19 protein-coding genes are annotated in these 19,581 nt (G+C 50.5%); 11 read left to right on the forward strand and 8 right to left on the reverse strand.

Features of this window, described 5'->3' with window-relative positions; all coding sequences use genetic code 11:
- Positions 1–66: 66 nt before the first annotated feature.
- The 3 genes from lolB (at position 67) to prs (ending at position 2,674) form a co-directional block, all read left to right on the forward strand.
- Positions 67–690 (forward strand): lipoprotein insertase outer membrane protein LolB, encoded by a 624-nt coding sequence (lolB, locus tag ACGS9J_RS12280; protein WP_442231180.1) that lies wholly within the window; start codon positions 67–69, stop codon positions 688–690.
- On the forward strand, positions 687–1,553 hold the full coding sequence (gene ispE, locus ACGS9J_RS12285) for a 4-(cytidine 5'-diphospho)-2-C-methyl-D-erythritol kinase (RefSeq protein WP_442231181.1): 867 nt from the start codon (positions 687–689) through the stop codon (positions 1,551–1,553). The genes lolB and ispE overlap by 4 nt, the downstream gene beginning before the upstream one ends.
- Positions 1,554–1,726: 173 nt before the next feature.
- Positions 1,727–2,674, forward strand: coding sequence for a ribose-phosphate diphosphokinase (prs, locus tag ACGS9J_RS12290; protein WP_012006410.1), 948 nt, complete (start codon positions 1,727–1,729; stop codon positions 2,672–2,674).
- A 185-nt stretch (positions 2,675–2,859) separates the two neighbouring features.
- On the opposite strand, the gene ychH is transcribed toward prs, so the two are convergent.
- A complete protein-coding gene (gene ychH, locus ACGS9J_RS12295) occupies positions 2,860–3,138 on the reverse strand; it encodes a stress-induced protein YchH (protein ID WP_442231182.1) in 279 nt (92 codons plus the stop codon).
- A 312-nt stretch (positions 3,139–3,450) separates the two neighbouring features.
- Between ychH and pth the strand changes: the two genes are divergently transcribed.
- Positions 3,451–4,041, forward strand: coding sequence for an aminoacyl-tRNA hydrolase (pth, locus tag ACGS9J_RS12300; RefSeq protein ID WP_442231183.1), 591 nt, complete (start codon positions 3,451–3,453; stop codon positions 4,039–4,041).
- Between the two features lie 39 nt (positions 4,042–4,080).
- Here the strand turns inward: pth and ACGS9J_RS12305 are convergent, their stop codons facing one another.
- Positions 4,081–5,610, reverse strand: a complete 1,530-nt coding sequence (locus ACGS9J_RS12305) for a SulP family inorganic anion transporter (protein ID WP_442231184.1) — start codon at positions 5,608–5,610, stop codon at positions 4,081–4,083.
- A gap of 333 nt (positions 5,611–5,943) precedes the next feature.
- Between ACGS9J_RS12305 and ychF the strand changes: the two genes are divergently transcribed.
- Entirely contained in the window at positions 5,944–7,035 is a 1,092-nt protein-coding gene (gene ychF, locus ACGS9J_RS12310) for a redox-regulated ATPase YchF (protein WP_442231185.1), read from the forward strand.
- Between the two features lie 64 nt (positions 7,036–7,099).
- Here ychF and ACGS9J_RS12315 read toward each other — a convergent pair whose 3' ends face one another.
- Positions 7,100–7,681: a LuxR C-terminal-related transcriptional regulator gene (locus ACGS9J_RS12315; protein WP_442231186.1), complete on the reverse strand. Its 582-nt coding sequence runs from the start codon at positions 7,679–7,681 to the stop codon at positions 7,100–7,102.
- Positions 7,682–8,163: 482 nt separating this feature from the next.
- On the opposite strand from ACGS9J_RS12315, the gene ACGS9J_RS12320 reads away from it, so the two are divergent.
- The 6 genes from ACGS9J_RS12320 (at position 8,164) to ACGS9J_RS12345 (ending at position 15,114) form a co-directional block, all read left to right on the forward strand.
- Entirely contained in the window at positions 8,164–8,697 is a 534-nt protein-coding gene (locus tag ACGS9J_RS12320) for a fimbrial protein (protein ID WP_442231187.1), read from the forward strand.
- 84 nt (positions 8,698–8,781) lie between these two features.
- Positions 8,782–9,516, forward strand: a complete 735-nt coding sequence (locus tag ACGS9J_RS12325) for a fimbrial biogenesis chaperone (RefSeq protein ID WP_442231188.1) — start codon at positions 8,782–8,784, stop codon at positions 9,514–9,516.
- A gap of 20 nt (positions 9,517–9,536) precedes the next feature.
- A complete protein-coding gene (locus ACGS9J_RS12330; RefSeq protein WP_442231189.1) occupies positions 9,537–12,071 on the forward strand; it encodes a fimbria/pilus outer membrane usher protein in 2,535 nt (844 codons plus the stop codon).
- Between the two features lie 25 nt (positions 12,072–12,096).
- A complete protein-coding gene (locus ACGS9J_RS12335; RefSeq protein WP_442231190.1) occupies positions 12,097–13,434 on the forward strand; it encodes a fimbrial protein in 1,338 nt (445 codons plus the stop codon).
- Positions 13,434–14,189, forward strand: coding sequence for a fimbrial biogenesis chaperone (locus ACGS9J_RS12340; RefSeq protein ID WP_442231191.1), 756 nt, complete (start codon positions 13,434–13,436; stop codon positions 14,187–14,189). Before ACGS9J_RS12335 ends, ACGS9J_RS12340 begins: the two co-directional genes overlap by 1 nt.
- 262 nt (positions 14,190–14,451) lie before the next feature.
- Positions 14,452–15,114: a hypothetical protein gene (locus ACGS9J_RS12345; RefSeq protein ID WP_442231192.1), complete on the forward strand. Its 663-nt coding sequence runs from the start codon at positions 14,452–14,454 to the stop codon at positions 15,112–15,114.
- 33 nt (positions 15,115–15,147) lie between these two features.
- Here ACGS9J_RS12345 and ACGS9J_RS12350 read toward each other — a convergent pair whose 3' ends face one another.
- From ACGS9J_RS12350 to ACGS9J_RS12370, 5 genes are read right to left on the reverse strand one after another with little or no spacing between them, the layout of a single operon-like run.
- A complete protein-coding gene (locus ACGS9J_RS12350) occupies positions 15,148–15,288 on the reverse strand; it encodes an ATP-dependent Clp protease proteolytic subunit (protein ID WP_442231193.1) in 141 nt (46 codons plus the stop codon).
- 29 nt (positions 15,289–15,317) lie between these two features.
- Positions 15,318–16,190 (reverse strand): PfkB family carbohydrate kinase, encoded by an 873-nt coding sequence (locus ACGS9J_RS12355; RefSeq protein ID WP_442231194.1) that lies wholly within the window; start codon positions 16,188–16,190, stop codon positions 15,318–15,320.
- Between the two features lies 1 nt (position 16,191).
- On the reverse strand, positions 16,192–17,049 hold the full coding sequence (locus ACGS9J_RS12360; RefSeq protein ID WP_442231195.1) for a MurR/RpiR family transcriptional regulator: 858 nt from the start codon (positions 17,047–17,049) through the stop codon (positions 16,192–16,194).
- The gene (locus ACGS9J_RS12365; RefSeq protein WP_442231196.1) at positions 17,049–18,020 is read right to left on the reverse strand and encodes an ABC transporter permease; all 972 of its coding nucleotides are present in this window, start codon (positions 18,018–18,020) and stop codon (positions 17,049–17,051) included. Before ACGS9J_RS12365 ends, ACGS9J_RS12360 begins: the two co-directional genes overlap by 1 nt.
- Before the next feature lie 52 nt (positions 18,021–18,072).
- Positions 18,073–19,566, reverse strand: coding sequence for a sugar ABC transporter ATP-binding protein (locus ACGS9J_RS12370; RefSeq protein WP_442231197.1), 1,494 nt, complete (start codon positions 19,564–19,566; stop codon positions 18,073–18,075).
- Positions 19,567–19,581: the final 15 nt, after the last annotated feature.

A 19,581-nucleotide genomic window follows, 5' to 3' on the forward strand; every position in this document is an offset into this window, starting at 1 on the left:
AGCGTAAACGCTGATACCCAGGTCTCGCTGTGCGTGCCCGTAAGGACAAAAGGACAAGAGAAAGTTATGCCAATCCGCAAAGTTAGTTTGCTACGCCTGATCCCGCTGGCCAGCCTGGTGCTGGCTGCCTGTACCACCACCCAACCCCGCGGCCCGGCCACCAGCCCAACATCGCCGCAGTGGCGTGCCCACGAGCAAGCGGTGCAACAGCTTGAGCAGTATCAGACCCGAGGCTCTTTCGCCTATCTGTCCGATCAGAAAAAAGTCTATGCGCGCTTCTTCTGGCAGCAGTATTCGGCGGACCGTTACCGCCTGCTGTTGACCAACCCGCTTGGCAGCACCGAGCTTGATCTCAACGTGCAGAAAAATGTGGTGCAGTTGACCGACAATCAGGGCAAACGCTATGTCAGCGACAACGCCGAAGAGATGATCCGCAAATTGACCGGTATGGCGATCCCGCTGGATAACCTGCGCCAGTGGATGCTCGGCCTGCCGGGTGAGGCCAACGACTTCAAGCTGGATGACCAATACCGCCTGAACTCGCTGACCTACCAGCAAGGCGCCCAGACCTGGGCCGTGGACTACCAGGATTACGACAACAGCCTCCAACCCCAGTTGCCAAGCCGACTGGAGCTGAAACAGGGTGACCAGCGCATCAAACTGAAAATGGATAATTGGACGCTCAAATGATCCGTCAGTGGCCATCGCCAGCTAAACTAAATTTGTTTTTGTACATTACCGGCCAGCGTGAAGATGGCTATCACCTGCTGCAGACTTTGTTCCAGTTTCTGGATTACGGCGACACGCTGACCATCGATGTGCGCCAGGATGACCACCTCCGTCTGCTGACCCCGGTGGCCGGCGTGCCGGATGAGGACAACCTGATTGTCCGCGCCGCACGCCTGCTGCAACAGTATTGCGATCGCCATGGGCTGGATACCGCGCCACGCGGTGCCGACATCAGCATCGATAAGCGCCTGCCGATGGGCGGCGGGTTGGGCGGTGGCTCCTCTAACGCCGCGACGGTACTGGTTGCGCTGAATGAACTGTGGCGCTGCGGTTTGAGCGACGACCAATTGGCGGAACTGGGGCTGGTTCTCGGTGCCGATGTGCCGGTTTTCATCCGGGGCCATGCGGCGTTCGCCGAAGGCATTGGTGAGCGTTTGCAGCCGGCCAATCCGCAGGAAAAGTGGTATTTGGTGGCGCATCCGGGGGTCAGCATCCCTACCCCGGCGATTTTTGGCGATGCAGAATTAAAAAGAGACACCCCGGTTCGTCCGTTAAGTGTGCTGTTACAGGCAACTTACGCAAATGATTGCGAACCTATAGCAAGAAAACGTTTTCGCGAGGTTGAACAGCTTGTTTCTTGGCTGTTAGAATACGCGCCGTCACGCCTGACTGGCACAGGTGCTTGTGTGTTTGCTGAATTCGACACAGAAACCGCCGCCCGTCAGGTGTTAAATCAAGCCCCGGAGTGGATACGTGGTTTTGTAGCGCGTGGCGTTAACGTCTCTCCACTACATCGCATTCGTTCCGGGCAGATGAAACCGTAGTTCTCGTTTCGCTGCGCAGGGTCATTCACACCTGGCCCTGTAATCCCTGCGCCGCTTCGGTTTCACGTTATTTTTTTACACACCCGTATGATATTGCGTCGGCGTCGCTAACTGCCCCTTGGCGGAGGCCGAATGACAATATCTTCTCTGGACGCATGCCTGAGGTTCTTCTCGTGCCTGATATGAAGCTTTTTGCTGGTAACGCCACCCCGGAACTAGCACAACGTATTGCCAACCGTTTGTACACCAGCCTTGGTGACGCCGCTGTAGGTCGTTTTAGCGACGGCGAAGTGAGCGTGCAAATCAACGAAAATGTACGCGGCGGTGATATTTTCATCATCCAGTCCACCTGTGCCCCTACCAACGACAACCTGATGGAACTGGTTGTTATGGTAGATGCCCTGCGTCGCGCCTCCGCAGGTCGTATTACTGCTGTTATCCCTTACTTCGGTTATGCCCGCCAGGATCGCCGCGTGCGTTCTGCTCGTGTGCCAATCACGGCCAAAGTTGTCGCCGATTTCCTCTCCAGTGTAGGGGTTGACCGCGTTTTGACGGTGGATCTGCACGCTGAACAGATCCAAGGCTTCTTCGATGTTCCGGTAGATAACGTGTTCGGTAGCCCGATCCTGCTGGAAGACATGTTGCAACAGAATCTGGAGAACCCGATCGTGGTTTCCCCGGACATCGGCGGCGTAGTGCGCGCACGCGCTATCGCCAAACTGCTGAACGATACCGATATGGCTATCATCGATAAACGCCGCCCGCGCGCGAACGTTTCTCAGGTGATGCACATCATCGGTGACGTAGCAGGCCGTGACTGTGTGCTGGTTGACGATATGATCGATACCGGCGGTACCTTATGTAAAGCGGCTGAAGCGTTGAAAGAACGCGGTGCCAAGCGCGTATTTGCCTACGCGACGCACCCGATCTTCTCCGGTAACGCCGTGGAAAACATCCGCAACTCGGTGATTGATGAAGTGATCGTCTGCGACACCATTCCGTTGTCTGCAGAAATCAAGGCACTGAAAAACGTACGTACTCTGACCCTGTCCGGCATGTTGGCTGAAGCCATCCGCCGTATCAGCAATGAAGAGTCAATTTCTGCGATGTTCGAGCATTAATCAGTTCTCTTTTCGGTGCGGCGCCTTGCCGTACCGAATCGATTGATTGCCCGAGAGCAGAAAAAGAAAAACCCGTTGGAGCATAAGCAACAACGGGTTTTCTACAGGTAGTCAAACATGACCTTAAGCCTTCATTCGCGGCAGCTCTCCTTTGCCGTAACGCCTGCTCCCTTCTCTCTTTCTAATCAATGCGACGAACGATGATGATCGTTGCGGCAACGTTTATCAAAGTGTTTTACCCACCAATAACGATCCGCTACCTGCTCACGACCGCCAATACGCGCACCTACCAGCCACAACAACGCCCCCACGAAGATACTCATGATTGCGCCATGGGCGAAAAACTGCGGCAGGTTGAACTTGGAAACTTCAGCAATAATGGAGTATCCGACACCGCCGACCATCACGACCAGGCCCAGCCCCATAAAAAAGTTGCCCATTCTGTCCGCGTTTCTACGTTTCATATGCCACCTCCATAGTGCCATGTGCCAACCGGGATAACTCTCTAACTGGTTAACCCACTTTGATAAGTTAAGTATAGACCCTGGTTGTACAAGGTGATTGCGGAGACGATCACAAATGGTAAAGAAAACATGACAAAACTTTACCTTAAGGCGTTTATTAGCGATCAAATTGAATGATTCCGCTAATGAATTATTCTCATTTCCCTCTAGGGCTACGCCAATCCATGAGCGGGCACACAGGATTTTGTCATTCTTGGCGCTGACAGGTAGACTAATGCCCTTTCCATTATATCGATCATAGCGAATCTCCCAGTGAGCAGTATTAAATTGATAGTCGGCCTGGCGAATCCGGGTGCTGAATACGCCCAGACGCGGCACAACGCCGGCGCCTGGTACGTCGATCTCCTGGCCCAGCGCCATAACCAGCAGTTGAAAGAAGAGAGCAAATTCTTCGGCTACACCGCCCGACTGAATCTGGCAGGCCATGACGTACGGCTGTTGGTCCCCACCACCTTTATGAACCTCAGCGGCAAGGCCGTGTTGGCCATGGCCAATTTCTACCGCATTGAGCCGGACGAGATCCTGGTGGCACATGACGAGCTGGATATTCCGCCGGGCGTTGCCAAGATCAAACTGGGCGGCGGTAACGGTGGCCACAACGGGCTGAAGGACATTCAGAACAAGTTCGGCAATAACCCGAATTTCTATCGCTTGCGCATTGGCATCGGCCACCCGGGCGATAAAAACAAAGTGGTGGGTTTCGTGCTCGGCAAGCCACCGGCCAGCGAGCAAAAAATGATTGATGAAGCGATCGATGAAGCCGCACGCTGTACGGAAGTTCTGCTGACTGACGGGTTGGAAAAAACCGTTCGCCGCCTGCACAGTTTCAAGGCGCAGGCCTGATCGTATCGGCAGCGGGCATCGCGCCCGCTGCTGTCTGCCTTAGGTTCGCAGCTTGAAGGTTTCTTCGCCGACATTGGCATCATCGGTTTGGTAGCCTTCTTCCGCCACGTAGTATTGCGGGTCGTCCAGCTCATGGCTGCAAAACGGACCGGCCTGTTTCAACAGGCGTACGCAGTCGCTGCTCAGATGACGTAACCGAATGGTTTTCCCCGCAGCCAGATAACGCGCCGTCAGCTTGTCAATCGCCTCCACGCCGCTGGAATCCATCACCCGGGTACCGGCAAAATCCAGCACCACATTTTGCGGATCGTTGTTCGGTTCGAACAGTTCGGCAAAGGCCGTGGTGGAACCAAAGAACAGCGGCCCGTCCAGCTGATACACAGCCACCTCGCCTTCCACCTGATGCTGACGCACGCGAATGCGCGCCTGCTGCCAGGCGAACACCAGCGCAGAGATGATGACCCCGCTGATCACCGCCATCGCCAGATCGGTAAAGATGGTGATCAGGGTCACCAGCAGCATCACCAACGCATCCGCCTTCGGCATCCGACGCAGACGGCGCAGCGAGCTCCATTCAAAGGTGTTGTAACACACCACCAGCATCACCCCAGCCAGCGCCGCCACCGGCAGCAGACCGATATAGCCCGACAGGCTGACCACAAACAGGATCAGCAGTATCGCGCCAACCACAGCGGAAATGCGCCCACGGCCACCGGAGGTGAAGTTGATGATCGACTGGCCAATCATCGCGCAGCCGGCGAAACAACCAAACAGGCCGCAAATGGCGTTACCCGCGCCCTGGGCGATGCTCTCGCGATTGCCGTTACCCTTTTTACCGCCCATTTCGTCGAGCACCGTCATGGTGAGCAGCGATTCGATCAACCCCACCAGCGCGATCACCAGCGCGTACGGCAGCACCACTTTCAGCATATCCAGGGTGAAGGGTGCCATCGGCAGACTAAAATGCGGCAGCGCGCCGGAAATATCCGCCAGATCGCCCACCCGCAGCGTCTGCAGGTTGAACCCTATCGCCAGGACAGAAACCACGATTAGCGCCGCCAGCGATGCAGGAATAACGCGCGTCAACCGCGGGAAGAACACCACCACCAGAATTGCCAACGCCACCAGCCCGTACATCAGCAGCCCCTGCCCGGCAATCATGTGCAACTGCGCCAGCATAATGACGATCGCCAAACCGTTCACAAAACCGTGAATGGCAGGCAGCGGCACCAGCCGAATAAATTTGCCCAAGCGGAAAATGCCGATCAGGATTTGGATAACCCCGGCAAAAATCGTCGCCCACAGCACGTACCCCATGCCGTACTGCGCCGCCAGGCTCATCAGCACCACCACGATCGAACCGGCCGCGCCCGACACCATGCCCGGCTTTCCGCCGAACAGGGCCGTTACCAGCCCGATAATAAAGGCGGTGTGCAGCCCGACAATGGGAGAAAGCCCGGCAACCAGCGAAAAGCCGACCGCTTCGGGGATCATTGAAACCGCCACCACAAAGCCCGCCAGCACCTCGTTCTTGACGGCCGACAGCCTGAAATTGTTCAGGTTAAACATGGATTATTCACTTCTGACAGATAAAACACATTCCCGCAGCACGGGAACCGAGGCCGCAGAGTGCGGCAAAACCTCAGGAAGGGAGGGAACTCAGGGTGGACTGGGCAAGAAATACATCCGGCACGTTTCCTGTAGGTTAATCAGAAGTGTCAGTATGTGTAAATGTGATCCAAATCTCAATCAAAAACCGGGTTCATCGCCGCATTTACCTGTCGTACACAGCCAGATCGAGAAAAACGGCCATTACGTGTATAATGGCGCCATTATTTCGTCCTTTATGCAGTGGGTTAAACCTAACCGGCTGATAGTTAAGATATTTAAGGTGATAACAACATGGGATTCAAATGCGGTATCGTCGGCCTGCCTAACGTAGGCAAATCCACCCTGTTCAACGCGTTGACCAAAGCGGGTATCGAAGCAGCCAACTTCCCGTTCTGCACCATTGAACCTAATACCGGTGTGGTGCCGATGCCCGATCCGCGTCTGGACCAGCTGGCCGAGATCGTCAAGCCACAGCGCATCCTGCCGACCACCATGGAATTCGTCGACATCGCCGGCCTGGTTAAAGGCGCGTCCAAAGGCGAAGGCCTGGGCAACCAGTTCCTGACCAACATCCGCGAAACCGAAGCGATCGGCCACGTGGTTCGCTGCTTCGAAAACGACAACATCATCCACGTTAACAACAAAGTTGACCCGGCTGACGACATCGAAGTTATCAATACCGAGCTGGCGCTGTCGGATCTCGACACCTGCGAACGCGCGATCCACCGCGTACAGAAGAAAGCCAAAGGCGGCGACAAAGACGCGAAAGCCGAACTGGCCGCACTGGAAAAATGCCTGCCACAGTTGGAAAACGCCGGCATGCTGCGTGCGCTGGATCTGTCCGAGGAAGACAAGGCGGCCATCCGCTACCTGAGCTTCCTGACGCTGAAACCCACCATGTACATCGCCAACGTCAACGAAGACGGTTTCGAGAACAACCCGTACCTGGATAAAGTGCGTGAAATCGCGGCGGGCGAAGGCTCGGTCGTGGTTGCCGTATGCGCCGCGGTAGAATCCGACATCGCCGAGCTGGATGATGAAGACCGTGATGAATTCATGGCCGAACTGGGCCTGGAGGAGCCGGGCCTGAACCGCGTGATCCGCGCCGGTTACGAGCTGCTGAACCTGCAGACCTACTTCACCGCCGGGGTGAAGGAAGTCCGCGCCTGGACCATCCCGGTTGGCGCTACCGCCCCACAAGCCGCCGGCAAGATCCACACCGACTTCGAGAAAGGCTTTATCCGCGCGCAAACCATCGCTTTTGAAGACTTCATCACCTACAAGGGTGAGCAAGGCGCGAAAGAAGCCGGCAAGATGCGTTCAGAAGGTAAAGACTACATCGTTAAAGACGGCGACGTGATGAACTTCTTGTTTAACGTCTAACACCCGCCTCTGCAGCAAACTCCAAGATCCACGCCCCGGCGTGGATTTTTATTTATATTAAGAATTATAATAAGGCAAGCATTTTAAATAATTCAACACGATTGCGAATTCCAAATTTCTTACTTGCATTACTGAGATGTGAGTACACTGTTTTAGGATTCAAATTCAAACGTCGTGCTGTATTTTCAATGCTTTCAGCTCTGGCTGTTTCACAAAGTACGATTGCCTCACCCCTAGTGATAGCTGCGACTTTACTCTCCATCCATTGATAACTCACGTCATCCGGAATTTCACGACGAATTAACGCCATACAGACTCGCTTCACCACACTCAAATCATCATGTTTATCTAATATGATATCTGGTGTCGCCCTGGCCATCAAAGATAATACTATTGGTGAAACCTTATCGATAAAAAATAATACTCTCACATCCGAGTTCATTTTGCGAACATGATTAATAAAGGTTAAGTAATCATCGAAAAGATAAATTTTATTAGGAAAATCCATTATTACCAAGTTAGGTGAATTTTTTATAACTTTCAATAAATTAATGGAAGGGAAAGAAAAGCAAAAAACCTCGCCTCCCAAAAGCGCCTTCATCCCTTGCAGGCACAGTGGTGAACGATCAATATAAATGACACTCACGAGCACTACCCTCATTGTTATTTAAATTACTCTTTCATATATAGCACGCGTTGTCACCGCTCTTTTTTGGGGTAATTTCACAAGTAAATAACCAAATTGAACACATACTTGCAACACAAATGCAAAGAACCAAGTTGATATCCCTTTCCGTTATTAAACCTCAAAAAAGGCACATATGTTTCAAAATATTTCAAAATAAAAAAACAGCATCCCAATAAAAACGCAACACAATGATATAGATCTATTTTCTATTTTGTATGACATTAAATCAAATGTAAGCAAATGCTACAATACACTCAACCAACTTTCCACCCAAAATAAAATATCTATAGAGATAATTCTTAGTTTGTTAGGATCAAAATTCATGTATGCATGACCGTTTGAAAAAACAATTACGCAACATGATTATTAAACACACTCACGCCAGTAAATCACTACTGTCAGGATTGCTTTATCAAAAAGTAGATTAAAGGGTATTTCACATGAACGTTAAATTAGCCACACTCGCGCTCTTCGCTTTCACTGGCACATCAATAGCTGCATCCACCAATACTGTACAATTTAAAGGTGAAGTCAGCACTCAAACGTGTTCCGTCAATATCAACGGTAACGAGTCCAATCCGGTAGTCTTACTCCCTACCGTTCCCGTAAGTAAACTTAATGCTAAAGGGTCAACAGCAGGAGATACTACTTTTACGGTAAACGTCACTGGATGCACTGCAGCAAGCAGTGACACTGCAATAAAAACCGTCTTGGCCGGCAATAACCCAACCAGCAATGGCAACCTGGGAAATTCCGGTGATGCGGCCAAAGTATCAATTCAATTATTGGACAGTGACGCCTTGACTCCATTGTCATTCGCGACGGGTTCCACTGTCGCCACCAAAGCAATGACATTAGCCCAGGGCGCGACATCAACCTCACAAAATCTGGTTGCCCGTTATTATGCAGAAGATACCGGAGCATCAGCAGGATCGGTAATTTCAACGGCACAATTTGCCATTAGCTACAAATAAATCGCGATTACGCAACACATTATACCGGCACTGTCCAAATCTGGGCAGTGTCGAATGATTTGCCACATTTACTGGTTTATTTTTATGGCACACATAATACGCACCCCTTATTTCTTGGCGTTAATATTTTCTTGCCTAACATTTTTCACCATTAATACAGTCTCTGCCAGTGTCACCCTACTCGGCAACAGAGTTATTTATCCTGCAGAGGCCCGAGAAAAAACGCTGCAATTCACTAATGACGATGATGTACCGGCGTTGATACAAATTTGGCTGGATACCAATAATCCAAAGTCTACGCCAGAAAATGCAGATGCTCCTTTTATTGTCTCGCCGCAAATATTCCGCATGAATCCACATAGCGGACAGATGGTTCGCCTTATGTATGTCGGAAAAGCGCTGCCTACCGATCGTGAATCCTTGTTCTACCTTAATTTTTTGCAGGTGCCGGCAGTCAAGCAAACTGACAGCGAAAAAAATAAGTTGATGTTGCTGCTCACCAATCGGCTGAAAGTATTTTATCGCCCGGAAGGATTGGACGATGATGCCAATCACGTCATCGAACAGTTGCACATCCAGTACGCGGGTAAATCATTGCACATAAGCAACCCTACGCCCTACTACGCAAATGTTAGCCATGCCGTGATCATTAACGGTAAGAAACGTACCAGCATCGAACAAGCAGACATGCTCCCACCCTACTCACGAGTTAGCTGGCCGCTAAACGAAGAATTAGCCGCTGGCGCTTTGAAGGCCACATTAAGCGTAATCAATGATTATGGGGTTGAAATACCGCGAACGCTGAGTGTTACACGCTGAATACAGATAGGGAGGTCCCCATGTTCGAGCTTAAAAAATCACAATGGCAGCCCCTACTCTACCTGGTACTGCCTCTAAGCTATGTTGCCCCGGTTATGGCGGTTTCCGAAAACTACACCTTCGACGCCTCACTGTTACGCGGCAGTATTCTTAGCAATACCGCACTAAATCAGTTTAATCAGCAGGACAAAATTACGCCTGGCAGTTATCAGCTTGATCTGTTTATTAACGGTACCTTTCTTGAGCGTGATCAGGTCGTGTTTGTTAGGAATAACGAAAAACAGGTGTTGCCCTGTTTTAAGCTCGAACAGCTTGCGCGTTTTGGGTTAAAAAAAACGCCTGTCATGGCGGAGAATACTTGCCAGCAACCTGGACATGACATCAAAGATATCACAGTGAATATCGATATCTCCCAGTTGCGCATGGATCTCAGTATTCCACAGGCAATGTTAACAGGAAGGGTGCCCGGCACTGTCAATGCATCCAGCCTGAACAGTGGTGAGTCGATGGCCTTTATCAACTACAACTTGAACCAATACCACGTCAGCTATCGTCAAAGTCAGGCCAAAGATCTCGACTCAACCTATGCCAACCTCAACGGCGGTTTTAACGTCGAGCTTTGGCGCTATCGCCAGCAGTCCAGCTATCGTTACGACGCTGAATTCGGCAGCCATTTGGACACCAGCCGTCGGTATGTACAACGAGCCATTTTCCCCTGGCGCAGTGAATTATTGCTGGGCGAGGGATTCACTGACGGGCACTTCTTTTCCGGACTAGGATTTCGTGGCATTCAACTAAGCTCAGATGATCGTATGTTGCCGGACGCTTTACGGGGCTATGCTCCCGTAGTGCGGGGGGTTGCTAAAAGCAATGCTCGCGTAACCGTGCAGCAAGGCAAAAGTACGCTATATGAAACGACAGTGGCGCCCGGACCTTTCGCTATCAACGATCTTTACGCGACCAATTACGCCGGCGATCTAACCGTTATAGTGACCGAAGCCGATGGCAGCGTCAGTACCTTCACCGTACCCTTTGCCGCAGTGCCGGAATCTATACGTCCGGGTTTATCGCGATATTCTGCCACCCTCGGTCGCTCTCGCTATGTTGGTGACAACGACGTATTCAGCGAATTGACCTGGCAACAGGGTCTGACAAACGCCCTCACCTTCAATGCGGGTAATCAGTTGGCTGATGATTACCAGGCTTTTATGCTCGGTGGCGTTTACAGCAGTTGGTTGGGGGCATTCGGCATGGATACAACGTATTCACATGCCAGTCTGCCGGAGGGAAACACTTCAGGTTGGATGCTACATCTTTCCTATAGCAGAACGTTTAGCCCGACAGATACCACCTTATCCATAGCCGGTTACCGTTACTCTACCGAAGGATTTCGCGATCTTAGTGATGTCCTGGGGGTTCGCCATGCCGCCGATAATGGTCAAATCTGGCAATCAGATTTATATCGCCAACGCTCACGGTTCGAGGTTGCGATCAATCAAGGTATGGATATGCTGGGCAACCTGACCATGTCAGGTTCGACACAGGATTATCGCGACCAACGCGGCAGGGACAACCAGTTGCAGCTGGGCTGGGGGAAAACCTTTGGCAATGGGGTAGCACTCAACCTGTCTGTGACCAGAACACGCAGTCTGGGCAACAGCTATAGCAGCGAAAATTACCGAGGTGACAGCGTATACCGTAGCCCGCTCACCAATGCCACACAAACTGTCACAGCCTTGTCAGTCAGTTTTCCGCTCGGACGTTCATCCTCTGCACCAAGCGTATCCCTTCTTGCTAATCACAGCCAAGGCCAAGGCGGTAGCTACCAGTCAGCACTTTCCGGCAGCATTGGCGAAGACCAACCTGTCAGTTACGGTTTGAACTTCACCACCGACGACAACCACAATCAAAGTATATGGGGCGGTAACCTGCAGACCCGCCTGCCTTACGCCAACATGACAGGGTCCGTTTCTACTTCACGCCAATACTGGCAAGGTTCCGCATCTCTGCAAGGTGCCGTCGTGGCACATCGTGGCGGCGTCACACTGGGACCTTATGTTGGCGATACCTTTGCACTAATTGACGCCCCTGGAGCCAGCGGAGCACAAGTTATGGATGGGCAAGGTGCGCGTGTTGACAGTTTTGGCTATGCATTAGCACCGGCTTTGGTACCATACCATTACAATACCATTGCCTTAAATCCTCAGGGAATGAATAACAAGGCTGAACTGGAAGAAGGTCAACAACGCGTCGCGCCTTACGCTGGCGCGTCCGTCAGACTCCATTTCAAAACATTACGCGGGCAGGCTCTATTGATCACTGCACAGCGACCTGGCAATAGCGCAATACCCATGGGGACCAGCGTCGTAGATTCATCTGGTGAAAATATAGGAATGGTCGGCCAGGCCAATCAGATTTACCTACGCAGCGATAAGCGTGAAGACGAACTGCTTTTAAGTTGGGGCAAATCGGCAAACCAACAGTGTCGGTTGCATTATCGCTTGTCTTCCATCGAAGAAAGCCCCATTCAGCGGCTTAATGCTTCATGTGATTAAAGTCGTCGATTTATCAGGAGTATCTATGAAATTAACCCCATATTTATGGGCGGGTTCCGCATTTCTTACAATATCCGTGCTCAGTGTGCCCGCACAAGCTCAATGCACCCGCGTCGCCCCAGGGATTGATTCAGGTTGTGATGCCTGCGGTGTAGGTACTGCATTAGGTCGGGTCAATTTGACCAGTACATATTTGCAACCCGTCGGTACCCCACTTGGAAACAGCGTGTTCAACCTTACTTCCGGTACACGTTATCCCGATCCGAACAAAGTTTTGTATGAGTGTGATATCAGTGACATCGGCCAAATCTACGAGGTTTTTGCCACAAACGGTGACGATCGCGTTAGTGGTTATTTCGATCTTGGAGCTCAGGATGGCAACCCTAATTACTACGCCACCTATTTTCCCTACGTCGGCATTCGGTTGACACATTTGGATTCAGGCAAAGCATTCACACGTTACTGGCAGTCCTCCCCCATTACGCGCTACGCGACTACTGGCAGCAAAATTCAAATAAGGGTAAAAGACTTCAGTGCTGTCCGTGCCGATCTTATCCGGATAAGTTCACTCCCTGGAATGGGTGCGAGTAACTACTGCGGTTACAATGCAGCTAACTTGTTAGCCGGTATGGCTTCGACAACCGGCAATTCAAACTACATCTGCACGCAGCCAAATGGCTATGTCACATTTCAAGGACCGGGTATTCCCTCAGACCCAATAGGCAGCGATTCCGCAACTAATTTTGCCACCTGGGGTACTGGCCGCTGGAATGCAATGGGCATGGGTACCACACCGATATCATCCCTTTCTTATACTGCCACCTGCGTCGCACGTAATGTGACTCCTCTGGTGATCCTGCCAACAATTTCCGTCAGTGAATTAACCGCAGGACAAACCTCTCAGGCGCAGTTCACCATCAATATCGAATGTGATAACGCCGCCGTTTCCGGTATTAACACCAACAACACAGCGCTCGGTTTGCAAGTCCCTTATGACAGTTACGCATTGGCTCAACAACTAGGGTTAGTTAATGCCAATGGTGGAGTAAGCCACCTGCTTTCCAGCGGTTACGGCAGTGACACTAGTGTGGCTACGGGCGTGGGTATTGCACTTTCCAATGCCAATAATGGAACACCAATGAACTTTGTAGGTTGGGCTCGTTGCAGTTCCGGTAAGTGTTCGCAAGGTAACGCTGCTGGCTGGTATCCCGTGCTCGACGGCACTAGCGGTGGAGGCAGCACTACCGCAGGATTCACCCACTACACAACCCAACTGTCAGCAACGCTCGAACGCCTGCCAGGGCAGACAGTTACCGCTGGCAAAGTGGATGCCAAAGCCTATGTTTGGGTTAAGGTGCAATAATGATAAGTCGAACCATACAAAATAGTTATATCTTGTTGCTCGTTTTAAATCTGTTGACCCCTATCGCACAGGCGGGAATTATCGCCTCCGCGACGCGTGTCATTTTCTACGAGGGGGATAACGAACAAACACTGATGCTGGCCAATACAAACCGCTATCCTATCGTCGTGCAAACTTGGGTTGATCACGGTGACGTAAACACAGCGCCTGAATTATCCCATGCACCTTTTGTGGCACTCCCAAGTGTATTTGGCATGCAACCTGGTGCATTGAAAGGCTTGAAAATCATTCTTGCCGACGCAGGTTTCCCTGCCGATAAAGAGTCCGTTTTCTGGCTTAACTTATATGAAATCCCCCCCAGTGAACCCACAGTTCCACCACAGCAGTCACGCGTGACACTTGCGATGAATACGCAAATGAAGATCTTCTATCGCCCAAAGAAATTGGCGGGGAAAGTGGGGCTAGCGTCTGATAGCGCCTCTTTTAAATTGGAGAAATCAGGTAAAGGTTATCGTTTGGTCTGCAAAAATGACTCAGCATTCTACCTTTCCTTCGCTTACCTTTCAGTCCAGTTAGGAAAAAGAAATTATTCAGTACAGCTAGAAAGCGACATGATGACCGCACCATACAGCACTAAAAGTTATTACATTGATTACATCAATGACTCGGACTTATCCCAGATCGCCACAGTCAACGTGGCAATTATTAATGATCAGGGGAAACAGATAACCAAACAGTACCCAGCAATCAGATAACAATAATAAATACCATAGCCATTTAGTACAGGGAATAGGAAAAATGAGCCTAAACAAGTTTCAGATACAATTTCACCTGGAGAAACAGGCAAAAACAATACGAAGTTCTAATTTATTTCACTCCGCAATTGTAAAACACAGCATAATTTTGAAAGACACTTATAGAAAACACCCTTTATTTTATAAGATAATCTTCAAAAACAGTCGATTCGTTATTTGTTCGACAATATTATCTATATATTACAATCGACCAAGTGCCGGATTGAAAGATGTAAAATTATTCTTTAAAGGGAAGAATATCATCAGTGAAAACTCTCTGGATTCTTTCCTGTTTTTTCTACGGGTGGGCCGTAGGCTGGAGGTCATGCATCCTGAACAAGATAAACGACAATTGCTCTATAAACCTACGCCACACGCACTGCGTGAAACACATGCACTCATCGCCTCCATGGCCTTGCCCTATCAAGTGATCGCCCCTTCTATGCCCGTCGCCGCATTACTTGATACACCTTACTTCATACCGGCGTTTTTTGAAGCCTATGGACAACTGATGCTTAAAGAAATTTACCTGATTGATTTGGTACCACAAGCCAATTTATTCATCAGTAAAGATGCCGGGCACATGGTTTTAATGATGCTATTTATAGAAAGCATCGAACAAGGCTCACCATTACTGCTCATTTCTTCAGCAGAGATTGCCAAATTTTGTTCAGTGTCACGTGCGCACATCAACCGTATTCTCCTCTCAGCAGAGAAGTCGGGGTTATTAATGACAACCAATAATGTAGTGATTGAGCTCAACAGTTCTTTCTTTATCATGGCAGAACGCTATTTCAGCTTATACTTCGCAATGGTGGGCTTTGGACTTGATTTCGTATGGAAAAACCATAACTCTTCTAACGAGAATAATAACTCTCCATTATAATTTAGATTGATATCTCATCGTGATGGCGCAGCCTTAGGTACTCACATTACGACTCCGCAATACTTTATCGACCAGCCCCCATTCCACCGCTTGGTCGACATTCATAAAGCGGTCGCGGTCGAGCGCTCGCTCGACCTCTTCGTCGCTGCGACCACGGTTAGGCTTGGTCCCCACGCGCTGGTTTAACCTGGCAGCCCAAATAGTCAGTTTATCGCTGTCGGTTTACGTGAAACGTGGGCGGCAGCAGCTCGATTGGCTTTTGCTACAGAATTCCCAAGCGATTCCCCTTGAAGAATTGAAGTGCATAAGGTGCCCATAAAGCAGTCACCTGCACCGTGAGTGCTAACAAGTTTTACTTTTTCGGCAGGCATCGACTGGCTAGGGCCCCCAGTCTCACACCAGGCTACGCCATGTTCACCTGCCGTCACGATCACCGCCGGATAATGCCGGCTCAGTAATTCTGCCGCCACGCAGGCATCGGATAAATCATTGACCGGAATACCGCTCAGGTCACGAGCTTCAACGCCATTCACCACCAGCAGATCGACGGCAGACTGCATCTCGGCACATAATCCCCGCGCCGGTGCGGCATTCAGACAAACGCGGATCCCACGCTGTTTTGCCTGTTTCGCGGCCGACAGATTGACCGCTTCCGATACCTCATTTTGCAACAGCAGCATCTCAACCTGTTGCCACAGCAGGTCATCGTTAAACTGCGCGACATCGATGTGATTATTGGCGTTGGAAACCACCACTGCGCCGTAATCTCCTTCGGCGTCCATCAATGCCACACTCATGCCGGAAGCTACGCTTTCATTCACCGCCACAAAGCGATTATCGACGCCGTTTTCATCAAGTACAGCGCGCAGGAATTCCCCCTGCATATCTGCGCCCACGGCCCCCACAAAGCCCACCTGCGCGCCCGCTTTCGCCGCCGCAACGGCCTGATTACCGCCCTTGCCGCCGAATTTATACGAACACCCGCTGCCGATGACTGTTTCGCCCTTTTCCGGCCGGTGATGCGCATGGATCACGATGTCGTAATGAAGGCTGCCCGTGACTAAAATTTTACCCATTCTAGTATTCCCGAAGGTCCTGAACCGCCTGCTGGGTTTTCATCAGATTCTTTTCCGCTGTCTTTAGATCCTTCTGCGCAATCGCCACGAACAAGGCATCCAGAATATTTAACTGGGCGATACGTGAGGCAGCGTTTTCCCCGAGCAAGTGCGATCCCTGAGAGGTTGAATTGAGCACCACGTGCGCATTGCGCGCAATGGGCGACTCGGCGTAATTGGTGATGGCGATAACTTTGGCACCGTTACGGGCAGCCAGTTTAATCGGATCATTCACCGCGCGAGTGGCACCGGAATGGCTGATTACCACCACTGCATCATCGTCCGATAAGACTGCTGCCGACATCAGCATGATATGCGCATCATCGTAGACCGTCGTTTTAATGCCTATTTTCAGCAATTTGTGCGACAGATCTTTGGCGACGGCAGCAGAGCCACCGACAGCATATAAATCGATGTGCCTGGCTTTAAATAAAATGTCAGCAGCCCGGTTAAATTCCGAAACATCGACAATAGATAAGGTTTCTTCTATTGCCTGAATTGACGTCCGAAATACTTTTTCAAGTAATTTTTCCGACGAGTCTCCAGGTTCAATTTCCGCATGTAAATTTGCCACTTCAGAATATTTGTAATAGATCAAACTGCTTCTAAAATCTCTAAACCCTGAAAAGTTTAATTTTTTCGTTAATTTAACAATCATGGCCTCGGAAACATTATTCTCCAGCGCAATTTCTTTTAGTGAAGTGTGCTCGGAGAAATCATTTTTAGCGGTGATCGCCTCGACGACTTTTCTTTCCAGTGGCGTCAAGTGTGGCAATTTCATACGAATTTGAGCGCCTATGGCTCGCGGATCCTGATTCATTACTTGCCTCGTGTCGCTCTGTCAATCAACATCGCTATGATAATAATAAGGCCAGTAGCAAGCAATTGATAAAATGCCTGAATATTGAGAAGTGTAAGACCATTACGCAGTGAACCTAAAATAACAGCGCCAATCAGGGTACCGATCACACTTCCCTTCCCGCCCATCAGAGAAGCCCCGCCAATTGCTGCTGCGGCAATGGCATCCAACTCCCATAAATTCCCCATTGTCGGTTCGGCAGCCCCCAGGCGGCCAATCAAAATCAACGAGGCCAGTGAAGCCAGCACGCCGGAAATCACAAAAACTGTAACTTTGGTTCTTTTGACCGGAACCCCTGCCACGCGAGCAGCTTCTTCGTTACCGCCGACCGCCAGAATATATTCGCCAAGCGGTGTTTTATTCATCACCGTCCACAAAATAGCGGCGATGGCGATAACAATTACGATCGGTGCCGGAACCCCGAATATGGTGCTATTGATGACGGTGCGAAACTCCAGCGGGATGCCGAAAATTGGGTTGCCGTTCGTGAAAATCAGCGCCAGTGCGCGGAACAAGGAAAGCCCGCCGAGAGTCACGATAAACGGCTGCAAGCCTGCATAAGCTACCAGCATACCGCTAAAGACACCGCACAAAGCACCGATACCCAGGGTCGCCATAATAGCCAGCGGAACTGGTACGTCGGACACCATCAGCGTGGCACCCAGCACGGCCGAAAGCGCCGCCGTCGGCCCGACGGACAAGTCGATACCACCGGAAATAATGACCAACGTCATCCCCAGCGCGATAATCCCGTTGATGGATGACTGCTGTAATATATTGAGCAAGTTAGGGAGCGTAAAAAACACCGGCGATAAAAAAGAGAAAGTAATCAAAATAATCACTAAACCGATCAGCGTACCGGCATCGCGAACGTTAAACTTTAATAATGCCGAAGGCAAAGCCTTTGGCTGAACATTACTTTGCGTCGTCATAATCATGGCCTTTCATCTTTGTAGGTATTGAAGGAAATAGTTTTCAGACCGCTTACTGCATATCATTAATGGCATAACGGGCAATATTTTCTTCAGTGATCTCATCACCGATAAGTTCTTTGATAATTTTCCCTTCACGCATAACCAGCACTCTGTCCGAGATACGCATTATTTCCGGCATTTCGGAAGACACCACCACAATGGCCTTCTCTTGTTGCGCCAGTTTTTCTATTAAATTATAAATTTCAGATTTTGCACCAATATCAATTCCCCGGGTCGGTTCATCGAACAAGAAAACTTTATTATCAGCTGCGACCCAGCGGCCAATAATCACTTTTTGCTGATTTCCACCGCTTAATGTGCCGATCGGTTTTTCAATATTCAGCGGACGCAATCGCAGGTCGGTCATCACCTCCAGCGCGGTTTTATTCAGCTGAGCTTTTTTCAGCAGGCCGTAGCGGGTAAAACGTCCCATCGATGGCAATGCCATGTTCATTTTGACGGCGCGTTCTTTGATGATGCCCTCTTTTTTGCGATCTTCCGGCACCAGGCCAATGCCGGCACGGATGGCAGAACTGACGTTATGGTTCTTCACCACCACACCTTCGACCTCAATGCTGCCACTGGTTTTGGCATCAATACCGGCGATCAGCTTGAGCAGTTCGGTACGTCCGGAACCGACCAACCCGGCGATCCCCAGCACTTCGCCGGCCCTGACGCTGAACGTAGCCGATTGCACGGCTTTACCGCGACTCAGTTTCTCAATGCGCAACACATCTCTTGCTGTGGCATACGAGTGATGGTGCACCTTTTCGATTTTGCGCCCGACCATTTTGGTGACGATGCTTTCTTCCGTTTCATCGCAAATATTCACCACGCCAACCTGTTTGCCATCGCGCAAAATCGTCGCCCGGTCGCAGACTCTGAAAATTTCATTCATTTTGTGCGAAACATAAATCAGCGACACATTCATCGATTTCAGGTCTGAAATCAGCTCTGCCAGCCGCTCGAATTCTGTCGGCGTCAGGCTGGATGTCGGCTCATCCATCGCAATGATCTTTGCTTCATCCAGCAGTGCACGGGCGATTTCGACAATCTGTTGTTGAGACACTTTCAGGTTCTTGATCGGTTCATCGGGATCGATTGTCGGATCCAGACGACGCAGGATCGCCACGGCGCGTTTGTATTGTGCTTTCTTATCGACAAATAACCCTTTCAGTTTGGTTAATGGCCGGCCAAGAAACATGTTCTGGGCGACGGAGAGTTCAGGAACGTGCTGTAACTCCTGGTGGATCATCGCAATGCCGGCATGACGTGCAGAAAGCGGGTTCTTCATCTGGATAACCTGCCCTTCTACCAGAATGTCCCCGGCATCGGCGGCACGCACACCGGACAAAATATTCAGCAGCGTTGATTTCCCCGCCCCATTTTCACCAATCAGCGCGTGAACTTCACCCGGCCTCACCGAAAAGTCGACCGCCTGGACCGCCGCCACACCGCTGTAGCTTTTGCTGATGCCACGCATCGTCAAACTGTACTGTTCCATAAACTCTCCTCACCT

Origin of the sequence: Serratia quinivorans (assembly GCF_052113645.1) — a bacterium.
GTDB classification, from domain to species: Bacteria; Pseudomonadota; Gammaproteobacteria; order Enterobacterales; family Enterobacteriaceae; genus Serratia; species Serratia quinivorans_B.